Source organism: Porphyrobacter sp. AAP82 (assembly GCF_000331285.1).
Taxonomy (GTDB): domain Bacteria; phylum Pseudomonadota; class Alphaproteobacteria; order Sphingomonadales; family Sphingomonadaceae; genus Erythrobacter.
In genome coordinates this window covers 111188-129673 of the sequence record NZ_ANFX01000013.1, presented here as the reverse complement: position 1 = coordinate 129673, position 18486 = coordinate 111188, and the positions used below count along the sequence as shown (strand labels likewise).

General features: G+C 69.6%; 25 protein-coding genes. 15 read left to right on the top strand and 10 right to left on the bottom strand.

The window, feature by feature from the left end:
• Window positions 1-4 precede the first annotated feature (4 nt).
• The 8 genes from D620_RS0103755 to D620_RS0103720 all read left to right on the top strand — a co-directional run bounded on the left by D620_RS0103755 (window position 5) and on the right by D620_RS0103720 (window position 6643).
• Window positions 5-709 carry a DsbA family protein gene (locus D620_RS0103755; protein ID WP_017664455.1) on the top strand — a complete coding sequence of 235 codons (705 nt, stop codon included), beginning with the start codon at window positions 5-7 and terminating at the stop codon, window positions 707-709.
• A 9-nt stretch (window positions 710-718) separates the two neighbouring features.
• Window positions 719-1681 (top strand): hypothetical protein, encoded by a 963-nt coding sequence (locus tag D620_RS0103750; RefSeq protein WP_017664454.1) that lies wholly within the window; start codon window positions 719-721, stop codon window positions 1679-1681.
• A gap of 218 nt (window positions 1682-1899) precedes the next feature.
• A complete protein-coding gene (locus D620_RS0103745) occupies window positions 1900-3138 on the top strand; it encodes a sensor histidine kinase (RefSeq protein ID WP_017664453.1) in 1239 nt (412 codons plus the stop codon).
• On the top strand, window positions 3135-3941 hold the full coding sequence (locus D620_RS0103740) for a LytR/AlgR family response regulator transcription factor (protein ID WP_017664452.1): 807 nt from the start codon (window positions 3135-3137) through the stop codon (window positions 3939-3941). Before D620_RS0103745 ends, D620_RS0103740 begins: the two co-directional genes overlap by 4 nt.
• Before the next feature lie 186 nt (window positions 3942-4127).
• Entirely contained in the window at window positions 4128-4997 is an 870-nt protein-coding gene (gene nadC / locus D620_RS0103735) for a carboxylating nicotinate-nucleotide diphosphorylase (protein WP_017664451.1), read from the top strand.
• Window positions 4997-5401, top strand: a complete 405-nt coding sequence (locus tag D620_RS0103730; protein ID WP_017664450.1) for a hypothetical protein — start codon at window positions 4997-4999, stop codon at window positions 5399-5401. Before nadC ends, D620_RS0103730 begins: the two co-directional genes overlap by 1 nt.
• The gene (locus D620_RS0103725; protein ID WP_155799968.1) at window positions 5385-6089 is read left to right on the top strand and encodes a ribonuclease T2 family protein; all 705 of its coding nucleotides are present in this window, start codon (window positions 5385-5387) and stop codon (window positions 6087-6089) included. Before D620_RS0103730 ends, D620_RS0103725 begins: the two co-directional genes overlap by 17 nt.
• 29 nt (window positions 6090-6118) lie before the next feature.
• Entirely contained in the window at window positions 6119-6643 is a 525-nt protein-coding gene (locus D620_RS0103720) for a hypothetical protein (protein WP_155799967.1), read from the top strand.
• Here the strand turns inward: D620_RS0103720 and D620_RS0103715 are convergent.
• Window positions 6640-7095, bottom strand: coding sequence for a nucleoside deaminase (locus D620_RS0103715; RefSeq protein ID WP_017664447.1), 456 nt, complete (start codon window positions 7093-7095; stop codon window positions 6640-6642). The genes D620_RS0103720 and D620_RS0103715 overlap by 4 nt on opposite strands.
• A gap of 21 nt (window positions 7096-7116) precedes the next feature.
• Window positions 7117-7359 (bottom strand): hypothetical protein, encoded by a 243-nt coding sequence (locus tag D620_RS0103710; protein WP_017664446.1) that lies wholly within the window; start codon window positions 7357-7359, stop codon window positions 7117-7119.
• 213 nt (window positions 7360-7572) lie between these two features.
• Between D620_RS0103710 and rpmB the strand changes: the two genes are divergently transcribed.
• Window positions 7573-7860, top strand: coding sequence for a 50S ribosomal protein L28 (rpmB, locus tag D620_RS0103705; protein ID WP_017664445.1), 288 nt, complete (start codon window positions 7573-7575; stop codon window positions 7858-7860).
• 127 nt (window positions 7861-7987) lie between these two features.
• On the opposite strand, the gene D620_RS15680 is transcribed toward rpmB, so the two are convergent.
• The 3 genes from D620_RS15680 to xseA are packed head-to-tail and all read right to left on the bottom strand — an operon-like array spanning window position 7988 to window position 10712.
• Complete coding sequence (locus tag D620_RS15680) at window positions 7988-9001, bottom strand: esterase-like activity of phytase family protein (protein WP_017664444.1); 1014 nt, start codon at window positions 8999-9001, stop codon at window positions 7988-7990.
• Window positions 9002-9008: 7 nt separating this feature from the next.
• On the bottom strand, window positions 9009-9212 hold the full coding sequence (locus D620_RS0103695) for a DUF2093 domain-containing protein (RefSeq protein ID WP_017664443.1): 204 nt from the start codon (window positions 9210-9212) through the stop codon (window positions 9009-9011).
• 24 nt (window positions 9213-9236) lie between these two features.
• Window positions 9237-10712: an exodeoxyribonuclease VII large subunit gene (gene xseA, locus D620_RS0103690; protein ID WP_017664442.1), complete on the bottom strand. Its 1476-nt coding sequence runs from the start codon at window positions 10710-10712 to the stop codon at window positions 9237-9239.
• On the opposite strand from xseA, the gene purD reads away from it, so the two are divergent.
• From purD to D620_RS0103675, 3 genes are all read left to right on the top strand, one after another.
• Window positions 10711-11985: a phosphoribosylamine--glycine ligase gene (gene purD / locus D620_RS0103685; RefSeq protein WP_017664441.1), complete on the top strand. Its 1275-nt coding sequence runs from the start codon at window positions 10711-10713 to the stop codon at window positions 11983-11985. The genes xseA and purD overlap by 2 nt on opposite strands.
• A gap of 84 nt (window positions 11986-12069) precedes the next feature.
• Window positions 12070-12441: a c-type cytochrome gene (locus D620_RS0103680; protein WP_026091921.1), complete on the top strand. Its 372-nt coding sequence runs from the start codon at window positions 12070-12072 to the stop codon at window positions 12439-12441.
• Between the two features lie 79 nt (window positions 12442-12520).
• Window positions 12521-13345, top strand: coding sequence for a hypothetical protein (locus tag D620_RS0103675; RefSeq protein ID WP_017664439.1), 825 nt, complete (start codon window positions 12521-12523; stop codon window positions 13343-13345).
• Window positions 13346-13706: 361 nt separating this feature from the next.
• Here D620_RS0103675 and D620_RS0103670 read toward each other — a convergent pair whose 3' ends face one another.
• Complete coding sequence (locus tag D620_RS0103670; RefSeq protein WP_017664438.1) at window positions 13707-14708, bottom strand: adenosine kinase; 1002 nt, start codon at window positions 14706-14708, stop codon at window positions 13707-13709.
• A gap of 128 nt (window positions 14709-14836) precedes the next feature.
• Here D620_RS0103670 and D620_RS0103665 point away from each other — a divergent pair, with 128 nt between their 5' ends.
• The 3 genes from D620_RS0103665 (at window position 14837) to D620_RS0103655 (ending at window position 16957) form a co-directional block, all read left to right on the top strand.
• On the top strand, window positions 14837-15541 hold the full coding sequence (locus tag D620_RS0103665) for an EI24 domain-containing protein (RefSeq protein WP_017664437.1): 705 nt from the start codon (window positions 14837-14839) through the stop codon (window positions 15539-15541).
• The gene (locus D620_RS0103660; protein ID WP_017664436.1) at window positions 15541-15951 is read left to right on the top strand and encodes a hypothetical protein; all 411 of its coding nucleotides are present in this window, start codon (window positions 15541-15543) and stop codon (window positions 15949-15951) included. Before D620_RS0103665 ends, D620_RS0103660 begins: the two co-directional genes overlap by 1 nt.
• Window positions 15952-16012: 61 nt before the next feature.
• The gene (locus tag D620_RS0103655; protein WP_017664435.1) at window positions 16013-16957 is read left to right on the top strand and encodes a hypothetical protein; all 945 of its coding nucleotides are present in this window, start codon (window positions 16013-16015) and stop codon (window positions 16955-16957) included.
• On the opposite strand, the gene D620_RS0103650 is transcribed toward D620_RS0103655, so the two are convergent.
• From D620_RS0103650 to D620_RS0103635, 4 genes are read right to left on the bottom strand one after another with little or no spacing between them, the layout of a single operon-like run.
• Window positions 16954-17166: a hypothetical protein gene (locus D620_RS0103650; RefSeq protein ID WP_017664434.1), complete on the bottom strand. Its 213-nt coding sequence runs from the start codon at window positions 17164-17166 to the stop codon at window positions 16954-16956. The two genes, D620_RS0103655 and D620_RS0103650, sit on opposite strands and share 4 nt — an antisense overlap.
• On the bottom strand, window positions 17163-17540 hold the full coding sequence (locus D620_RS0103645) for a HesB/IscA family protein (RefSeq protein ID WP_017664433.1): 378 nt from the start codon (window positions 17538-17540) through the stop codon (window positions 17163-17165). Before D620_RS0103645 ends, D620_RS0103650 begins: the two co-directional genes overlap by 4 nt.
• Complete coding sequence (locus D620_RS0103640) at window positions 17537-18031, bottom strand: GNAT family N-acetyltransferase (protein WP_017664432.1); 495 nt, start codon at window positions 18029-18031, stop codon at window positions 17537-17539. Before D620_RS0103640 ends, D620_RS0103645 begins: the two co-directional genes overlap by 4 nt.
• Window positions 18028-18483: an SUF system Fe-S cluster assembly protein gene (locus tag D620_RS0103635; protein WP_017664431.1), complete on the bottom strand. Its 456-nt coding sequence runs from the start codon at window positions 18481-18483 to the stop codon at window positions 18028-18030. Before D620_RS0103635 ends, D620_RS0103640 begins: the two co-directional genes overlap by 4 nt.
• Between the last annotated feature and the right edge of the window lie 3 nt (window positions 18484-18486).

The following is an 18486-nucleotide window of genomic DNA, read 5'->3' as shown; positions in this document are numbered from 1 at the left end:
CATCATGTCCACCGACGCCCCCAATACCTTGCGCAGCACGCTGCTGACCGCGCTTCTGGCGCTGACCTTCGGCTTTCTGGGCGCGGCGGCGTGGTCGGGCGCGGGTCTTGCCGACAACCGCACCCGCAGCTTCCTCCTCGATAACCCCCAGCTTCTGCGGGAGATGGCCCTCGCCCTCGAGGAGCAGGAAGCGGCCGAGCGGCTCGCCAAGATGGGCGGGGCCGTGTTCGAGGAGTTCCCCGGCGTCGTGCTCGGCAATCACGAAGGCAAGCGCGTGCTGGTCGAGTTCACTGATTACCAGTGCCCCTATTGCGAGGCGAGCCTCAAGGACGTGAACCGGCTGGTGGCCGAGGACCCGGACCTCAAGGTCGTGATCCGCGAATGGCCGATCTTCGAGGGCTCGGACGCGGCCTCGCGCATGGCGCTGGCGGCGGGCATCCAGGGCAAGTATCCCGCCTTCCACGATGCGATGTTCAAGATGAACGACATCGAGGCGGCGGCCAAGGCAGCCGGGCTCGACATGGCGCAGGCCCGGCGCGATGCGGCCTCGGAAGCGGTGACGAACGAGATCGCGAAGAACCTCGAACAGGCGCGCGCGCTGGGCTTCACCGGCACGCCGGCATGGATCGCGGGCAAGACACCGATCGGCGGGGCGGTGGGCTACGAGAAGCTCAAGGAAGCGCTCGCCGCCGCCCAAAAGGCGGGCTGAGGAAGCCGGGTGTTGCGCGCCGTCCTGCTCGCCGCACTGCTCGCGGCGCCGCCCGCCGAACCGGCACCCGTCGATTACGCCGCAGAGCGCGCGGCGATCGCCCGCTATCAGGATGCCAACCAGCGCTTGCAGGACGCCGGGTGGCGGCTCGCCCGCGCCAATGCGCCCTTCTGCGCGCAGGTGATCCCTGCCATCGGTCTGCAAGTGCAGGATATGGCGAGCTATGGCGGCCCCGATGTCGCCCGCAAGGCGCTGGGGCTGACGCGCGATTTTGCGGTCAATGCCGCAGCGGCAGGCTCCCCCGCCGCGCTCTCGGGGGCCTTCACCCGCAACCGCGAGATCGTGCGGCTCGGGAATTCCGACCCCAACGACTGGCCCGCCGCCCCGCCCATGGCATGGGAGCGCACCACCCGCGCGCATGAACATATCGACGCCATGCTCGCCGAGCACGGCGGCATCGCCATCACCTTCGCCGATGGCACCCAAGCGCGGATCACCCCGGTCGAGGTCTGCGCCACGCGCTTCGATCTCTACGCCGGCGAGCACCGCGCCTTTGCCAACGGGACGCGGGTGATCTTCGGCATCGATTCGCCGGCCTACGGCTATGCCGAGGCGGTCTTCACCGCGCTGGTCGCGCACGAGCTGGCGCATAATGTGCTCGGTCACGACGCCTGGCTCGACCGCAATGGACGCAAGCCTGGCAACGTGCGCCGGATCGAGCGCGAGGCCGACCGGCTGGTCCCATGGTTGCTCGCCAATGCGGGCTATGATCCGGCCGCGGGCGCCGCCTTCATGCGGCAATGGGGCAAGCAAAACGACGGCGGCATCAGGCTGCGCCGCACCCACGATGGCTGGGACGAGCGCGCCGAGAACATGGCCGCCGAGGTCCCGCTGGTGCGCGCCGTCTTGGCCGCCGAAGGCCGCGCCGACTGGGCAGCGCATTTCCGCCGCGAGATCGACCTGGCCTTGTGAGGCGACGCCGCCTTGTGCGGCGCGGTCCTCGGCGGGTCCCTGTTGCCCTCCCGCTTGGCTGCTTGCGGGCGCCCCGACCTGCGGCTCGGCCGCGTGGCCTTGCGGCCCCCGCGGGCCGGGCTTGCGCCCCGGCGCGCGCGTTGAAACGTGGCACACCCGGGGCGGCGCGGGCGATTAGCAGTGCCCTGTGCGACGAAATGAGTTAGACCGGCATCATTATGGCAGTGCTCCAGATCCAGGCAGCGCCGTTCTTCGCAAGCAAGAACCGGGCGTTCTGGAACCTCCAGCTGGCAGGCTGGGGCGCGGCGTTCCTGCTGCGCGCGGTCTCCGCGCTCGCCAACCAGCAGCCTTTCGATATCCTCGCGCTGATTCTGGTGACGACCGTCACCGGCTTTTCGATCAGCCTGATCCTGTCGGTGATCTATCGCCAGCTGATCCAGCAGCAGCCGCTGGTGACATGGGGGGTGACCGCGGTCGTGCTGTTCTTTGCGGTGCTGTTCCATGCCTCGATCGATGCCTGGGTGCAGGGCGTCTATTACGCCGCGGCGCGCGAAACGACCTTTGCGCAAAGGTTGATCGGCCTCCTCTATCTCCCCCTCACCCTGCTTGGCGGGTGGAGCGCGCTCTATTACGCGATCAATTTCTTCCTCACCGTCGAACAGCAGGCCGACCGGCTGGAGCGGCTGGAGGCGCAGGCCACCGCTGCGCAGCTTGCGATGCTGCGCTACCAGCTCAACCCGCACTTCCTGTTCAACACCCTCAATTCGATCAGCACGCTGGTGCTCCTGAAGCAGACCGAGCCCGCCAATGCGATGCTCACGCGCCTTTCGGGCTTCCTGCGCCATACGCTCATCGCCGAGCCCGGCAGCCAGGTGACGCTCGCGCAGGAGATCGAGACGCTCCAGCTCTATCTCGACATCGAACGGATGCGCTTCGAGGAACGCCTGCGCACCCATTTCGAGATCGAGGATGCCGCTCTGCCTGCGCAGCTGCCCGCCATGCTGCTGCAACCGCTGGTCGAGAACGCCATCAAATACGCCGTCAGCCCGCAGGAGGAAGGCGCGCGCATCGCGCTCACCGCGCGGGTGGTGGGCGAGCGGCTGCGCCTGACGGTCGAGGACACGGGCCCGGGGGCGGACGACACGCGTCCCGCGCCCTGGGGCGATCCGGCGGCGGCGCCGGTGCCCGGCCGTCCGGTCTCCACCGGCGTCGGCCTTGCCAATATCCGCAATCGCCTTGCACAGGCCTATGGCGACAACCACCTGTTCGAAACGAGATCCGAAGCTGGGGGCGGCTTCACCGTGCTGATCGAGATCCCCTTCACCCGCGCCGACAGAGCCGGGGAAGTGGCAGCACCCGCCACGCCAGAGACCGGGCCAAGAATCGGGAGCCCCGCGGGCGGGAGCGACAATATCGTCCCCCTCAACCCCCCTAAAACCATCGGAACAACCGCATGACCATCAGAACCATCCTCGTCGACGACGAGAAGCTCGCCATCCAGGGCCTCCAGCTGCGGCTCCAGCCGTTCGAGGACGTCGAGATCATCGACACCTGCGCCAATGGCCGCGAAGCGATCCGCAAGATCAAGACCGAGAAGCCCGATCTCGTCTTCCTCGACATCCAGATGCCCGGCTTCGACGGCTTTTCCGTCGTCAAGGGCGTGATGGAGATCGAACCCCCGCTGTTCGTCTTCGTCACGGCTTATGAAGAACACGCGATCCGCGCCTTCGAGGCGAACGCCGTCAACTACCTGATGAAGCCGGTCGACGAACAGAAGCTCGCCGACACCATCGAACGCGTGCGCCAGCGCCTGGCCGAGAAGAAGTCGTCGGAGGATGCGGGGCAATTGCTTGAGGTGCTCAGCGAAATCGCCCCCGAACGCGCGGCGGATTTCGTCGAAACCGCAGCGCCCGCGACAGAAAGCGCGGACCGCTTCGAGAAGCTCATCAACGTCAAGGACCGCGGCCAGATTTTTCGCGTGGAGGTCGATACGATCGAACACATCGAAGCGGCTGGCGATTACATGATCATCTCGACCGGCGACAATTCGCTGGTGCTGCGCGAGACGATGAAGGACCTCGAACGCCGCCTCGATCCGCGCAAGTTCCAGCGCGTGCACCGCAGCACGATCGTCAACCTCGATCTGGTGCGGCAGGTGAAACCCTACACCAACGGCGAATGCTTCCTGGTGCTGGATTCGGGCGCGGAGGTGAAGGTGTCGCGGAGCTACCGCGACGTGGTCGCCCGCTTCGTGCATTGATGGTCTCACACAAAGGCACAAAGGCACAAAGATGTCCCGCCCGGCCCGCAAGGGCCGCTTGATGGGGCAGGCATCCGAAAAGGAGCGCGGCTTCGCCGCGTGGAACGCCCTTTTTGTGTCTTTGTGTCTTTGTGTGAACCCCAACCCCCTCTCGACTTGGCGTGACGGCAAGGGGTAGGGAGGGGCATGATCGCCTTCACCCTCCCCGGCTTTGACTTGCCCAAGTTCATCCGCGCAACGCTTGCCGAGGACCTCGGCGAGGGCCTGCCCGGCGGAGGGCGCGACGTGACGAGCGAAAGCGTCATCCCTGCCGAGGCGCGCTTCTCCGGCGTCATGGACAGCCGCGATGCCATCACCGTCGCGGGGCTGCCGCTGGCCAAGGCCTTCTTCCGGCATCTTGATCCCGAGTGCCGCATCGAAGCGCTGGTCGCGGACGGCGATCAGGTGGCCTCGGGCACCGACCTGATGCGCATCGAGGGCCGCGCGCGGGCGCTGCTGACGGCGGAGCGCTCCGCGCTCAACATCGTCCAGCACCTCTCGGGCATCGCCACCCTGACCTGCGCCTATGTCGGCGCGATGCGTGAGGGCAGCGCGACTTGCACGCTTCTGGACACCCGCAAGACCATCCCCGGCCTCCGCTTCCTCGAGAAATACGCCACCCGCCAGGGGGGCGCGCAGAACCACCGGATGGGGCTGTGGGATGCGGCGATGATCAAGGACAACCACGTCGCGGTCGCCGGGAGCGTCGGCGAAGCGGTGCGCCGGGCGCGCGCGGCGGGGGTCGAAAAAATCATCTGCGAGGTCGACCGGCTCGACCAGATCGAACCTGCATTGCAGGCCGGCGCCCATCACCTGCTGCTCGACAACATGGACCCCGCCACCCTTGCCGAGGCGGTCGCGCTGGTCGCAGGCAGGGTGCCGACCGAGGCGAGCGGGGGCGTCAACCTCCAGACCATCGCCGCCAAGGCGGCTTCGGGCGTGGATTTCATCTCGGTCGGCCGGTTGACGCAAAGCGCGCCCGCCGCAGACATAGGCCTGGATTTCAAGCCGCTGTGATGCTGGCGAGGGGGCCACGACCGCTGGCAATCCGCGTCTTTGCCGCCGCCTTCCTTGCCGCGGCGCTGCTGCGGCTGGTGCGCGGGCTTGGCGATCTGACGCTCGCGCAGGCGGTGTTTGCCGCCCATGCGCCATGGTTTGCATGGGACCGCGACTGGACCATCGTCACCCTGTCTGCCGAGTTCACCATCGCGCTGATCCCGCTTGCGTGGATATACCTTTTCGCCGCGCCCTTTGCGCGTTGGCTGGTGCTCGGCTTCGGCGCGCTGCGGCTTGCCTTCCTCGATCCGGCGGCGCTGGTCGGCGCGGTGCTGGTCGCGGTGGCGATGGCGAGCCTGCTGACGCCGGGGGCCGCCCGCTGGTTCGCGCGCAGAGAGGAGGATGGCCATGCGGTGTTCGAATAGCCTGCTTGCGGCCCTCGCGCTGGCCGCGCCATCGCTGGCGAGCGCACAGGCCTACCAGTGCCGCTTGCCCGAGGTCGTCGCCGTCCCGCGCGTCACCCCGGACGGCGCGCCGCGCTCCATGGCCGTCACCGGCTACACGCTCGCCTTGAGCTGGAGCCCCGAGTTCTGCCGCACCCGCGCCGAGGACCGCGCGCAAGCCATGCAATGCGGCGGGCACAGCGGCAGCTTCGGGCTGGTCGTCCACGGTCTGTGGCCCGAAGGGGCGAAGGGCTATCCCCAGTGGTGCGGGGCGAGGAAAGCGCTTACCCCGGCGCAGGTCCGCTCGGCGATGTGCATGATGCCCGCCGAACGCCTCGTCGCGCGCGCCTGGGCCAAGCATGGCAGCTGCATGGTTTCCGATCCCGGCGCTTACCTGAAGGTGACGCGCATCCTGTTCGAAGGCGTGCGCCTGCCCGATTACGACCGCATCGCGCGCGAGGAGGGCCTGACCGCGGGCCGCATCCGTGCCGCCTTTGTCGATGCCAATCCCGAATGGCCCGAGAGCGCCGTGGGCGTCCACCTGGGCCCGCGCGGCTGGCTCGGGGAAATCCGCCTGTGCTACTCCAAGCGCTTCCGCCCCGCCCCGTGCACCGCCTCGCGGCGCGGCGCGAAGGATGGCGCGCCGGCGAAGATCTGGCGGGGGTGTTAGCGGATGCTGCGCGGCCCGATCCGGCGCGCATGACCTTCGCTGACCAGCGCAAGGGCCCGAAGCCGCGCCTTGGACAGCGCATCGGGCTCGGCTGCCTTGGCGTGCTGCTGCTTTTGGTCGGCAGCTGCACCGCGGTTGACTACGGTTCGCGCTATGCCTCGTGGGCGCGGCTCGACAAGGCGGGAGTGATAGCGGCCGCAAAGGCCTATCAGCGGGACGATGCCCCGGGGCAAAAGCTGTGCCTTTATGTCGCCGTGTGCGACAAGGGCCGTGCGCGGCTGGTGCTGGTCAAGGATCTCGCCGCGTGGGACGTCGCAGCGACCCGCCGGCTCGCATGGGACCGGCGCTTCGGCGACGTGTGCCCCGGCTATACCGCCAATCTCGGGCTCGCGGTGGACGAGGGCGGCCCCCCCGTCCGCGAGGAGGTTCGCGAGGCGGCTTGGTCGTTCTACAATGACCGCTTTGTCCCGACCCTGCGCAGCAACGGCGCGCCGCTGTCCTTCAGCGAGAAGCCGGCCGAACCCTGCACGCCCCAACACGCCATCGCGCCCTAGCGCCGCTGCCGGAAGAACCCCCTGAGCAGGTCCGCCGCCTCCTCCTCGCCGATGCCGGTGTAGACCTCGGGGCGATGGAGGCACTGGGGCTGGTCGAACACCCGCGCGCCGTGTTCGACCGCGCCGCCCTTGGGATCGCTCGCGGCGTAATAGAGCCGCGCGATCCGGGCATGGGCGATGGCGCCGGCACACATCGCGCAAGGCTCGAGCGTGACCCACAGCTCGCAGCCGGTGAGCCGCTCGTCGTCCAGCACCCGCGCGGCGGCGCGGATCGCGAGGATTTCCGCATGGGCCGTGGGATCGTGCAGCGCGCGCGGCGCATTATGCGCTGCGGCGATGACCTGCCCATCCTTCACCACCACTGCGCCGATCGGCACCTCGCCCGCTGCTGCCGCATCGCGGGCGAGGCCGAGCGCGCGGGGCATGAAGCTGCGGAACGCGTCCGCGCTCATGCCCCGCGTGCCCGCGCAGGCTTACTCGTCGCCGGTTGCGGGCGTCCCTTCGGCATCGGGCTGTTTGACATCGACAGTGGGAACCTCGATCGTTTTCTTCTCGGTCTTGACCTCGACCTCGGCTGGCTCGACGTCATATTCGGGCATCTGCCCGCCCTTGACCTCGACCTCGGGCAGCTCGGCTTCCTTGGTCTGGTCGACATCGCACGCTACAAGCCCGATTGCCAAGGGGGCGATGAGGCCGGTGATGATGATGCGCTTCATGGTGTGTGTCTCCTGTAGAGGTCGGGGCGCGAATGCAGGGGACGGGCGGACTTGCGGCCATTACATGGGTTACCCACATGGTGGGCACGGGAAGCTGCGCGGGCCGGTGCGACGAGCAACCGGCTTGACGATTCGCCCCTTGCCCGTTATGCGCGCCGCTTTCCCAGCCCGGCCTTGAGTCCGGGCCCGCTTTTTACGAGAAGAGACCAGACCATGTCGCGCATCTGCGAACTGACCGGCAAGGGCCGCCAGGTCGGCCACAACGTGAGCCACGCCAACAACAAGACCAAGCGCGTGTTCCTGCCCAACCTTCAGAACGTGACGCTGATGAGCGAAAAGCTCGAGCGCAGCTTCAAGTTCCGCGTGTCGACCCATGGTCTGCGCTCGGTCGAGCACAATGGCGGCCTCGACAACTGGCTGCTCAAGACCAGCGACGACAAGCTTTCCGCCAATGCGCAGAAGGTGAAGCGCGAACTGATCAAGGCGCAGGCTGCCGCCTGATCCTCGCTGCCCCGCCAGGGGCAGGCGTATCGAAGGGGCGTCCGGGTTTCCGGGCGCTTTTTCGTTTTTGCTGTCGGCCACCTGGGGCGGTCTGCGTTTCGCGCCAGCGAAACCGCCAGACAAACCCTCAGCCCGGCCAGTCGAAGCGCAGCAGCAGGCTGCGCTGGAAAATCGACATATCGTCGTCCGAGATCACCCAGATGCTCCCGCGCGCCGGGTCCGTGGCTGAGGGGACGAAGGCGAGCCCCTCGAAATTGTCGGCGAAGATGCCCCCGGTCATGCGCTGGATGACGCGCCCCTGCCATGTCCCGCCTGCCGTGATCGCGCGCGGATCGGCGATGGCGATGGCGGTGTCGAAGCGCGCGGGGAGGGCATATTCCACGCGCCGCAGCAGGATCAGCACCCGCCCGTCGGGAAGCCCGGTCACATCGACCGGATCGTAATCGGCGGGCGCTGCAAAGCGCAAGGCGAGCGGCGGCCTGCCCCGCGCCAGCGGATCGCCCGGGAACAGCAGCGCCTTGTGCGCCGTCCGGCTGCCATCCTCGGCCTCTTCGGCAATCACCAGAAAGCGCCCGTCCGCCAGCCGCGTCATCGCCTCGGGCCCGCTGTTCTGTGCCCAATCGGCCATCGCCGGGGGCGCGGCGCGCTTCACGGTGCCGTCCGCGTCCCAGCGCAGCACCAGATTGTATTTTTCGAACCCGCCCCACAGGGTTCCCGTCGCCGGATCGCGTGCGAGGGATTCGAGATCGACGATCTCGTGGCGGCTGCCCTTGCTCAGCCCGATGAAGCGGAAGCTGCGCGGGCGTGCGCGCGGGGTGCCGGAGGCAAGATCGATGTCGAGCAGGAAGCCGCGGTCGGTCCCCGCGACGAGGGCGGCCTCGCCGTCCTTGCCGGTGCTGTGCACCAGCGCGGAAAAGCCGCCGAACCAGCCCTGCGGCGAAGCGAGCGCCCAGACGCCCGTCAGCGGCAACTGACCCGTGACGCCGGCCCGCTCGGCGAGCGGCGTGACCGTCACCGCCGCCACGTCGGTGCGCCGGCCGGTCGCAGTTCGCACGAAGGTGCCCGGCGCCAGCGCCAGCGCGACACCCGCGATGAGCGCCAGCCGCCAGCGGCGCGCACGGGCAGCCCCGGCGGTGGTCACGGGAGCGTCAGGCGAGGCCGAGCAGGCGGCGGGTCGCGATCTCGGGGGAGGCATAGGCCTCCTGCCGCTCGGCGCTCCAGTAGCGCAGTTCGGCAAGCGGGATCGCCGCGCCGGTGACCGCGCACAGCACATGGCTCCCCGGCCGCAGCACGCGGAAGCTGGAGGGGCCGTAGTAGAGCTTGGCGACCTTGTCGGCAGGAGTCATCAGCATGGGGTCCCTGATAGCACCGAGCGCTCAGCCGAACAAATCATCTTGGGCGGGCGAGGGCGAGGATGGTCGCGAAGGCCTGCGCGGGGCGGGAGCGGGCGGGGGCGCGGGCGGGGCGCCCTCGGGAATGGCGGCGAGCGTCCCGTCGCGGAACTGCACCGCAAGGCGCGCCTCGCCTGCGGCCTCGGCGCAGGTGGTGAGCGCGCGGCCCGCGGCGCCGCGGACGATGGCGTAGCCGCGCTCCAGCGGCTTTTCGGGGTGGAGCTGGCTCATCACCCTGGCGAGCGCATCAAGCCGCCGGGTGCCCTCGCGCAAGGGCCGCTCGGCGAGCGCCGGGTGGAGGCGCGCGCGTTCGAGCCGGCGCGCGCCCTCGGCTGCCGAGCGCGCCAGCAGCGTGGGCGAGAGCCGCGCGGCAGCGCCTGCCAGCCGCTCGCGCCCCTTCGCCGAACGGTCGCCGAGCGCGCGGCGCAGGCGTTCGGACAGCTCGTCCAGCCGCTGGGTCTGGGGCGCGAGCAGGTTCTCGGGGCGCGGCAGCAGGCGCGCACGGGCGGCGAGGCGCTCGCGGCCCAGCTCGACCGGGCGATACACCGCGCGGCGCTGGCGGGCGGTAAGATCGGTGAGGGTGAAGGCGAGATCGGCGCGCACCGGCACGGCCATCTCGGCGGCCGCGGTGGGGGTGGGCGCGCGGCGGTCGGCGGCGTAATCGGCCAGCGTCGTGTCGGTCTCGTGCCCCACGGCGCTGATCACCGGGATGCTGCATTCGGCGATGGCGCGGACCACCACTTCCTCGTTGAAGCTCCACAGGTCCTCGATCGATCCGCCCCCGCGCGCGACGATCACCACATCGGGGCGCGGGACGGGGCCGCCCTCGGCGAGGGCCGAGAAGCCGCGCACCGCCGCCGCCACCTGCTCGGCCGCGCCATTGCCCTGCACCAGCACCGGCCACACGATCACGTGGGAGGGGAAGCGGTCGGCCAGCCGGTGGAGGATGTCGCGGATCACCGCCCCCGTCGGCGAGGTCACCACCCCGATCACCTGCGGCAGGAACGGCAGGCGGCGCTTCCTCTCGGCATTGAAGAGCCCCTCGGCGGCCAGCCTCGCGCGGGTCTTCTCGAGCAGCGCCAGCAGCGCGCCCTCGCCCGCCAGCTCGAGCGAATCGATCACGATCTGGTATTTCGAGCGCCCGGGGAAGGTGGTGAGCTTGCCGGTGGCGATCACCTCCAGCCCGTCTTCCGCGCGGAAACTGAGGCGCGCGGCGCTGCCCTTCCACATCACGCCGTCGATCACCGCGCCTTCGTCCTTCAAGGCGCAGTAGAAGTGCCCCGAAGCGGCGCGCTTCACCCCCGACAGCTCGCCGCGCAGCCGCACGAAGCCGAAGCGGTCCTCGACCGTGCGCTTCAGCAGCGCGGATATCTCGCTGATGGTGAGCGGCTGGGCGTTGTCGCCCGGCGGCGTGCGCGCTACCAGCCCGGCGTCATCATCACTGGTCGGCGGAGGCGCCATGAATATCCTGCTTCTGGGCTCTGGAGGCCGCGAACATGCGCTGGCGTGGAAGCTGGCGCAATCCCCGAGCCTCACAAAGCTCTACGCCGCCCCCGGAAATCCCGGCCTCGCCGAGGAGGCGGAAGTGGCCGCGCTCGACGTGACCGACCACGGCGCGGTGATCGCCTTTTGCGAGGCCCGTGCCATCGGCCTCGTGGTGATCGGCCCCGAGGCGCCGCTGGTCGACGGGCTGTCCGACAGCCTGCGGGCAGCCGGCGTGCCGGTGTTCGGCCCCTCGCAGGCCGCAGCCCAGCTCGAAGGCTCCAAGGGTTTCACCAAGGACCTGTGCCAGCGCGCGGGCATCCCCACGGCGGGATACGTGCGCACCCACAGCCTTGAAGAGGCCCGCGCCGCCCTCGCCCGCTTCAGCGCTCCTTACGTGCTCAAGGCCGATGGCCTCGCGGCGGGCAAGGGCGTGGTGATCGCCGCGACCCTCGCCGAGGCCGAGGAAACGCTCGCCGACATGTTCGGCGGGGGCTTCGGCGGCGCAGGCGCGCAGGTGGTGATCGAGGAATTCATGGAAGGCGAGGAGGCGAGCTTCTTCGCGCTCACCGATGGCACCGCGATTGTCCCTTTCGGCTCCGCGCAGGACCACAAGCGGGTGGGCGACGGCGACACCGGCCCCAACACCGGCGGCATGGGCGCCTATTCCCCCGCCCCGGTGCTGACGAGAGAATTGCAGGCGCGCGTGATGGCCGCAATCATCGAACCCACGGTGCGCACCATGCGCGCGGAGGGCAATCCCTATCAGGGCGTGCTCTTCGCCGGGCTGATGCTGACGGCCGAGGGCCCCAAGCTGATCGAATACAACGCCCGTTTCGGCGACCCCGAATGCCAGGTGCTGATGATGCGGCTCCAGAGCGACCTCGTCCCGATCCTCCTCGCCTGCGCGACCGGCACGCTGGAGGGGGGCGCGATCGACCTCGCCGAGGAAACCGCGCTCACGGTGGTGATGGCCGCCAAGGGCTACCCCGGCACCCCCGAAAAGGGCGGCCCCATCGCATTGAACGATGCCGAGGCGGACGGCGCGAAGGTCTTCCACGCCGGGACCGCGATTGCAGACGGCGCGCTGGTGGCGAATGGCGGCCGGGTGCTCAACGTCACCGCGATGGGCGCGAGCGTCACCGAGGCGCAGCGCAAAGCCTATGCGGCGGTCGACACAATCGCCTTTCCGTCCGGTTTCTGCCGCCGCGACATCGGCTGGCGCGAAGTGGCGCGCGAGGCCGAAGGCTAATCCGCGCCAGCCACCTCCCGGGCGTCTCCGGCAAAATTGATCCCGATCAAGGACGCCGGCCCGGGGCAAGCCCACAAGGACAGCATGACCCATCGCCCTCTGCTCCTCGCCGCGCTCGCCGCCTGCGCCGCCGTGCCGGGCTCGGACAACCCGCCGGCGATGGTGGGGAAAGCCACCTCGCCCTCGCCCGATACCCGTGCGCCGGCCTTCATCGAGGCGGCTTGCGGGGGGTGTCATGCGGTCGAGCCGCCGTTCTTGTCGCCCAACCCCGCCTCGCCCAGCTTTGCCGCCATCGCCAATCGGCGGGGCCTGTCGGAAAAATCGCTCGGCGACTGGCTGGCCGATGCGCACAATTACCCTGAGGACATGGACTTCACCCTCACCGCCAAACAGATCGACCAGATCGCGGCCTATATGGTGACGCTGCGCGAGGCGGGCTACGTGCCGCCGAAATAGCCGCTCCCAAGGCGGCTTTGCCCGCGCCTCGCGAACATGATACACCCCGCCCGGTTGCAATCGGGAAAGGGGGGTCTCGATGCCGTATCGCCATGCGCCTTATTTCGTGGGTTTCGTGCTGCTGGTCATCATGGCCGGTTTCTGGGCGAGCTATTTCGGCGCGAGCGAGCCGATCCCGCTCGCCTTCCATGTCCATGCGATCTCCTCGATGACCTGGCTGGCGCTGCTGATCGTCCAGCAGGTCGCGATCCAGCGCCGCGCGATGGCGTTGCACCGGATCCTCGGCAAGGCGAGCTTCGTGCTGTTCCCGTTCCTGATCTTCGGCTTCGTGATGATCATCAACTATACTGCGGGCCACTTTGCGTCCGGCGAGGGGCCGGTGACGATGGTGCTCGGCCCGGCCTTCGGGATCGGCATGGGGATCGCGATCGCGGCCTATCTGACGCTGTTCACTCTGGCGCTCAAGCATCGCCGCAACGTGAAGCTCCATGCAGGCTACATGCTGGCGACCCCGCTGATCCTGTTCGAGAGCCCGTTCAGCCGGGTGATGGGCGAATATCTGCCGTGGATGAACGTGATCGGGAGCGATTTTCCGCAGGCGATCCTCGACACCATCCTGCTCAGCGACCTGATCGTGGCCGCCTTTGCGCTGGTGCTGTGGTGGCGTGGCCGCAAGCACGGCGCGCCGTGGCTGGTGGCGGCGGGGTTTGCGGGGGTGCAGGGGGTGGTGATGTGGATTGCGCCCTCCGTCCCCGCGATCACCGCGGGCTTTGCCGCCTATGCGGCGCTGCCGCCGGCGGTCACGCTGGCGCTGGGCATGGCGGCAGGCGGCGTGGCGGCGTGGCTGGGGTGGGAGGCCGGCAGGACCCCTGCCCGCCCCCGCACGGCGGCAGCGGCAGGCTGAGCGCGCGAAACCATTTTCCTACAGGGGTGACAAAGGGTTATCAGGAGGCAAGGCCGGCTTGCGGCCCTGCGCTCTTTGCCATCGTCAGCCCCCTCCACCCCGCGCCGGAACGCTATCCGATAGGCCGAGGTTTTCCGCCCCAGGACAGTGTCTCATGTGTCTCCTACAACGGGAAACCGGGCGCCAGGCTGGACGCGCGACCCTGCCGAGCGGCCCCACCCCGCCGCTCCACAACCGAATCGGCAAGCGCAAGCTCGGCTGCGCAGCAGCCGCGAGCGCACGCGCGCGAGCCGCAGGTGCCCCGTAGCGCAGCGAAGGGAACAGCGCCGAAGACGCTCGCCCGGAGGGGCGAGCGACAGACCTACAGCCGCGCGTCCATCAGCGCGATCATGTCGGTCTCGGGCCGCGGGCCGAAGTGCGAGATGACCTCCGAGGCGCAGATCGCGCCGCGCTTGAGGCAGCGCTCGAGCGGCTCGCCCCGGACATAGCCGGTCAGGAACCCGGCGGCGAACTGGTCGCCCGCGCCGGTGGTGTCGACGACCCTGGCGACCGGCTCTGCGGCAACCTCGGCGCGCTCGCCGTGGGCGATCGCGACCGCGCCCTTCTCGCTGCGCGTGGCGACCAGCACCGGCACCTTGGCGGCGACGGCGGCAAGCCCGGTCTCGAAGTCGGCCTCGCCGGTGAGCGTCGCCAGCTCGTGCTCGTTGACGAACAGGATGTCGAACTGGCCGGCGTCGATCAGCTCGAGGAAGTCGGCCCGGTGGAGCGAGATGATGAAGCTCTCGCTCGCGGTGAAGGCGATCTTGCGGCCGGCCTCGCGGGCCGCCGTCATCGCCCGGCGCATCGCCGCGCGCGGCTCCACCGGATCCCACATGTAGCCTTCGAGGTAGAGGATGCCCGCGCTGGCGACGAGGGCATCGTCGATCGCGCCCTTGTGCAGGAACTGGCCGGCACCCAGCATCGTGTTCATCGTCCGCTCGCCATCGGGCGAGACCAGGATGAGGCACTGCCCGGTCGGCACGTCGCCGGCGAGCGGCGGGGTCTCGAAGGCGATCCCGCCGGCGCGGATGTCATGGCGGAACACGTCGCCGAACTGGTCCTGTGCCACCTGCCCGACAAAGGCGCAGCGCGCACCCAGCGCGGCCATGCCAGCGAGCGTGTTGGCTGCCGAGCCGCCCGAACGCTCGGTCGCCGGGCCCATCGCGGCGTAGATCTCGCGGGCCTTGTCGGCATCCACCAGGGTCATGCCGCCGCGGTTGAGCCCGAGCCCGGCGATCACCGCGTCCTCGCAGGGCGATAGGACATCGACGATGGCGTTGCCGATGGCGATGACGTCGTAACGGGGCGGAGTGGTGTCGGACACGGCGCGGCTTCCTCGGTTGGTGGGTCGCGCGTGCGCCTAGCCGCCTTCGCCGCGCTCGCCAAGCGATCTGTGTGCGGTGCAGCAGGCCTGCGTTGACTTCGCATCGCCGGGTGCGCATCGGAAGCGGCATGTCCGCCGTCCCCGCCGCGATCGTGAGAGGCTTCGCCCAGCTGGGCGACCGCGCCGTCCTCCGCGTGGCGGCGAAGAGCATTGCGGTGACGCTGGCGGTGTTCGCGGGGGCGAGCGTCGCGCTCTACGCCGGGCTCGACCGGCTGCTGCGGAGCGAGTGGGTCGCTGCGGTGGTCCCCGCCGGATACGCCGCGACAGCGCAGGTGCTGGTGTGGCTGGCGGCAAGCGTCCTTGCCTTCTGGCTGCTGCTGCGGGTGGTGGCGCTGGCGGTGCTCCAGCTGTTCGCCGACGACGTGGTGGCGGCGGTCGAGGCGCGGCACTACCCGGCGCTTGCCACCCGCGCGCAGCCGCTGCCGCTGCACCGCGAGGTGGCGGTGGCCTTGCGGGGGCTGACGCGGGCATTGGGCTACAACCTCCTGGCGCTGCCCATCGCGGCGGTGCTGGTGTTCACCGCGATCGGCCCGGCGCTGGTGTTCCTTGGCGTTAACGCGGTGCTGCTCGGGCGCGAGCTGACCGACATGGCGTGGCTGCGGCACTGTGCCGGCGAGGAACGCGCCAACCCCGTGCCGAGGCCTGAGCGCATCCTGCTCGGCGCGGCGATCGCGGCGATGATGGCGGTGCCGGTGCTGAACCTCGTCGCCCCGCTGGTGGGCGCGGCGGCGGGGACGCATCTGGTGCTGCGGCGGATCGGGACGCAGAGGTGATGCGGGGCGCGGCGATCGTGCTCGCGCTGCTGGCGGCGGGGCTTGGAGGGTGCGCGGGCGGCGGCAGGCCTGCTCCCGCGCCGCGCCCCGGGTTCCGCCCCGCCGCGCCTGCTCCGGCGCGCAGCACCATCGTCGTCGTGCCCGAGGTGATGGCCCCGGCAGGGCTCGCCGGCGTGATCGGCTCGCCCGCCGCGGCGCTCACCAGCCGCTTCGGCAGCCCGCGCATCGACCTTGCCGAGGGCGATGCGCGGAAGGTCCAGTTCGCCGGGCCGAGCTGCGTGCTCGACATCTACCTCTACCCCGTCGCCGCCGCCGCCGAGCCGACCGCGACCCATGTCGAGGCGCGCCTCAGGCAGGGCGGCGCGGCGGTCGATCCCGGCGCCTGCATCCGCGAGTTGGAAACAAGGTAACCCGCCCTTAAGCCTGCCTGTGGCATGGAGCCTCCCCAAGACCACAGAGGACCCTGCCACCGTGACCACCCACTTCCTCCAAGTCGCGCGCGGCGCTGCCGCCGATGGCCAGATCACCGCCGACGAACTCCTCGCCCTGCGCCGCGAAGGCTGGGGCGATGGCATCATCACCCGCGAAGAAGCCGCGGTGCTGTTCACGCTCAACCAGGCGCTGCGCGAGCGCACGCCCGAATGGACCGACTTCTTCGTCGAGGCGATCGGCGAGTTCGTGCTCAATGGCACCCCGCCGCGCCTCCAGTGCAGCCTCGAGGAAGCCGAGTGGCTGATCGCGCAGGTCGATTGTGACGGCAAGGTCGAGAGCATGGCTGAGCTCGAAGCGCTGGTGCGCGTCCTCGAGCGCGCCGAGAACACCCCCGACCGGCTGAAGGACTACGTGCTCGCCAAGGTCGAGCATGCCGTGCTCCACGGCGAGGGCCCGACCCGCCACGGCGGCGATCTCAGCGCCGCCCATATCACCGCTGCCGAATGCCGGATCGTGCGCCGCGCGATCTTCGCGAGCGGCGGCCACGGCCCGGCGGCGGTCACCCGCCACGATGCCGAGATGCTGTTCCGCCTGAAGGACGCGACCCTCGCCGACGAGAACGCGCTCGAGTGGGAGGACCTGTTCCTCGACGGTGTCGCCAACTTCATGCGCGGTTTTGCGCTCCCCAGCGCCCAGCTGAGCCATGATCGCAGGCGCGAGCTGGAAGCCTTCGTCGCCGACAACGAGGCCAATCTCGGCCGTTTCCTCGGCCGGGTCGCGCGCGAGGTGCCCAATGTCGGCAACCATTTCGGCAAGGTGTTCGGGCGCAAGAAGCCCGCCGGCCCCGATTACGGGGCGCTCGCGGCCGAGGGCGACAAGATCACCGCCTTCGAGAGCGAATGGCTGGACCGCATGGTCGAGGCCGACGGCGAGGTCGACGAACTCGAAACCCGCCTGATCGCGCGGCTCGCCGAAGCGGACTAACCGCCGGAGTAGTGCCCGCCGCGCAGCTCGCCCAATGCGAGCGCGAGGTGGAGGATTTCGGTCTCGATCCGGGCCCGGTCTTCGGGCGCGGACCTCTCGGCAAGCTGCGCTTCCAGAGCGGCATGCTCGCCTTCCACCCGCGCGATGATCGCCTGCACTTCGCGCCCGCGCTGGGCGGTGCGCTGGGCATCGCGATCGGGCGGGGTCACACCATGAAGCTCTCGCCGCAGCCGCAGGCGCCCTTGGCGTTGGGGTTTTCGAACACGAAGCCGGCGGTGAAATCGTCCTCGCGCCAGTCCATGACGCTGCCGACGAGGTAGAGCACGCTCGCCCCGTCGATGTAGAACACGCCGCCCGGCGTCACGATCTTCTCGTCGAATTTGGCCTCGGTGGTCACATAGTCGACCGAATAGGCAAGGCCCGAGCACCCGCGGCGGGGGGTGGACAGCTTGACCCCGATGGCATCGGCAGGGGCCTTGCTCATCAGTTCGGCGATCCGCGCTTCGGCAGAGGGCGTCAGGGTGACGGCGGCCTTAGGAGCAGGGCCGCGGGCGGGGCGAGACGTCGTGGTGGTGTCGGTCATGTCAGCCTCTTCTGCCAGAACAGCGCGTGCCCGGTGGCGGGGTCGAGCTGGTAGTCGCCATAGCCTTCGCGCGCATAGAGACGGCGCGCCGGATTGCCGCTCAGCACTTCCAATGTGATCTTGGCAGCCCCGCGCTTCAAGGCCTCGGCCTCGACAGCGTACAGCAGCGCCTTGCCGACCCCGTGCCCGCGCGCCTCGGGCAGCACCGCGAGATCGTGGATGTTCACCAGCGGGGCGGCGGCAAAGGTCGAATAGCCCATGAAGCAATTGGCGAGGCCGACCGCGCGATCGTTGAGCCGCGCGATCAGCGAGAAGGCCTGCGGGTTGGCCGCCAGATCGCCCGGCAGCCGCGCCTTGACCGCGTCGCGCAAGGGTTCGCCCCCGCCCATCGGGTCGCGCGCATAGGCATCGAGCAGCGCCACCACGTCCGCCGCATCGCGCGCGTCGCGGGTGTCCGCGAGGGCAATCGCAAGGGTAGCCGTGTCGCTCACAGCATCCCCAGTTCGAGCCGCGCCTCGTCGCTCATCTTGTGCGGGCCCCACGGCGGGTCCCAGACGAGGTTGACCTCGGCATCGCGGATCCCCGGCACGCTCGACACGCGCAGTTCAACCTCGCCGGGCATGCTTTCGGCAACCGGGCAGTGCGGGGTGGTGAGCGTCATGGTGACGGTGGCGTCGCGGTTCTCGTCCACCTCCACGCCGTAGATCAGGCCGAGGTCGTAGATATTGACCGGGATTTCCGGATCGAAGATCTCGCGCAGGGCTTCGATGACGTCGGCCTGAAGATCGCTGCCCTCTCCGCCCACGGGGCCCTCGGGTGGCTTGGCGGCGAGGAAGCCGTCGAGATAGTCGCGGGTGCGGCCTTGCTCTTGGGGCGCCTCGGCGTCGCTATCGATCGCGTCTTCGACGCGGGCGCGGGGGGGCTTTTCGGCTGAGCTGTCCATCGC